Genomic DNA, 2,010 nt, shown 5'->3' with positions numbered 1-2,010 from the left:
CGTGCGATTCGACGGCTACATCGCCCTGATGAACGCCCTCGACACGCCGAACCTCCGTGGCAGGACCATCAGCGACGGTGCGAACGCGCTGAGCCGCCGGCTGTTCGGCGGAGCGCCGGTGAACCGGAGCGTGCAGACGTGGTGGAGCGTGCCGTTCGGTCTCGCGAGCCTGCTCGCCCCGGTCGTGATGGTCGTGCTCGTGGTGACCAGGACGGTGCGCGCGTTCGCCGACGGGGGACCGGTGCTCGGTCTGTTCGTGGTCGCGCTCGAAGCCGTCGTCGTCCTGGTGGGCTGCGGCCTGCTGGTGCGCGCGCTCTCCCGCGTGCTGCGCTCCGGTGTCTCCCGAGTCCGCTTCGTCGGAGTGTGTGTCGCCCTGGCTGCGGCGGTCGTGATCACCGGCACGCTGCTGCCCGTTCCCGCCACGGCGACGTTCGGGTTCGTCGCCGACGACGGTCGGGTGAGCCTCGTCCAGGGAGGCGAAAGGACCGCGGTCGAGGTGCCCGACGGCGCCCGCGTGCTGTTGAGCAGTCGCGGCATCCTCATGAACGAACCGCTGGGGGTGGGCAGTGTCCGCCCCCAGCCGCCGCAACCGATCACGGTTCCCGTGGACGCCCTGTTCCCCGTCAGGGCCGAGGGACTGACTGTTCCCGCCGTGGTCGTCGGGACCGTCGACGTGGAGATGCCGGAGCGGAGACTCCCGTCGACCGGCCAGGCCCGTATCGACCTCGGAACGACCAACGTGTGGCAGATGCTCTGGACGCGGGGTGTGATGGCGCCGCTGTCGCCCCTGTGGGCAGAAGAGGAGGAGAGGCAATGAAGACGAACCAGCCTGCGATCGAGGTGCGAGCGCTCACCAAGAGGTTCGGGCATCGGGCGGCGGTCGAGGACCTGTCGTTCGCCGTGCCGCGCGGTTCGATCGTCGGTCTGCTCGGGCCGAACGGCGCGGGCAAATCGACGACCCTGCGGGCCATCGTCGGTCTGCTCAGGCCCACGAGCGGCGACTGTCTGATCGACGGGGAGCCTTTCGCGGCGCGGCGCGATCCGGCGTCGCGCGTCGGAGTGCATATGGACGGCTTCGGGTTCGAACCGGGCATCACCGCGCGGCGGCATCTGGAGATCTGCCGACTCGCAGCCGGAGCGCCCCGTCGACGCGTGGACGAGGTGCTCGAAGAGGTCGGGCTCGCGGATGATGCCCGTCGTCGGGTGAAGGCCTTCTCGACGGGCATGACGCAGCGACTCGGTCTGGCGGCCGCACTGATCGGCTCTCCACGCACCCTCATCCTCGACGAGCCGGCGAACGGCCTCGATCCCGACGGCATCCGCTGGCTCCGCCGCTTCCTCCGTGACTTCGTCGCGCGGGGAGGGACGGTCCTGGTCTCCAGCCATCAGCTCCCGGAACTCGAACAGGTCGTCGACCAGGTCGTGGTCATCAAGCGTCGCGCGCTCTTCGCCGGCCCGCTCAGCGAGCTCGTGGCGGGAGACGTCGACTCGCTCGAGAGCAGGTATTTCGATCTCGTCGAGGGAGCATCGGCATGAGGGGTGTCATCCGCGGGGAGATGCTGCGGTCCGTGAGCGGTCCCTCGGTTCTCGCCGTCTATCTCGTCGCGGTGCTCATGCCGCTGTTCGTGCTCTTCTCGGACGGTTCGCGCTTCGATCTCGGGGGTGTCGCTGCCGGGGTGGCGACCGCCCGTCTCCTCGAGCCGCTGGCGTGGTCGGTGATCTCCGCCGCGTTCGTCAGCGCCTACGCGGTGACCAGGGAGTACTACTACGCGTCGATGGACCGGACACTCACGGCAGTGGGGTTCCCGCGAACCTTCGGCGGAAAGCTCGTGGCAGGCGTGGCGGTGGCCGTCGCCCTGTCGCTCGGTGTCTTCGCGCTGTGGACCGCGGGCGTCTTCGTCTTCCTCGTTCAGGACGGTGTGGCTCCGACCCTCACCCAGGAAGCCTGGCGCATCTACGCGGGGGCTCTGGTCGGCACGATTCTCGGTGCGCTCATCGGCGGCGCGATCG

Annotated in this window: 2 protein-coding genes and 1 pseudogene; all 3 read left to right on the top strand. The window is 69.5% G+C overall.

The window, feature by feature from the left end; all coding sequences use genetic code 11:
• The coding region (locus tag DSP71_RS01155) for a hypothetical protein (protein WP_220151063.1) at positions 1–817 on the top strand (817 nt) is incomplete at its 5' end.
• Complete coding sequence (locus DSP71_RS01150; RefSeq protein ID WP_046747893.1) at positions 814–1,536, top strand: ATP-binding cassette domain-containing protein; 723 nt, start codon at positions 814–816, stop codon at positions 1,534–1,536. The genes DSP71_RS01155 and DSP71_RS01150, both read left to right, overlap by 4 nt.
• 32 nt (positions 1,537–1,568) lie before the next feature.
• Positions 1,569–2,010, top strand: a pseudogene (locus DSP71_RS01145) (ABC transporter permease); the annotation flags it as partial.

This window comes from Microbacterium sp. H6 (genome assembly GCF_003314775.1).
GTDB classification, from domain to species: domain Bacteria; phylum Actinomycetota; class Actinomycetes; order Actinomycetales; family Microbacteriaceae; genus Microbacterium; species Microbacterium oxydans.
Note: the sequence above shows the minus strand (reverse complement) of the source record. Positions and strands in the feature narration are given on the sequence as shown.

Coding starts and splice junctions, on each gene's coding strand:
- DSP71_RS01150 (WP_046747893.1), top strand. CDS start 814: ATGAAGACGAACCAGCCTGCGATCGAGGTGCGAGCGCTCACCAAGAGG.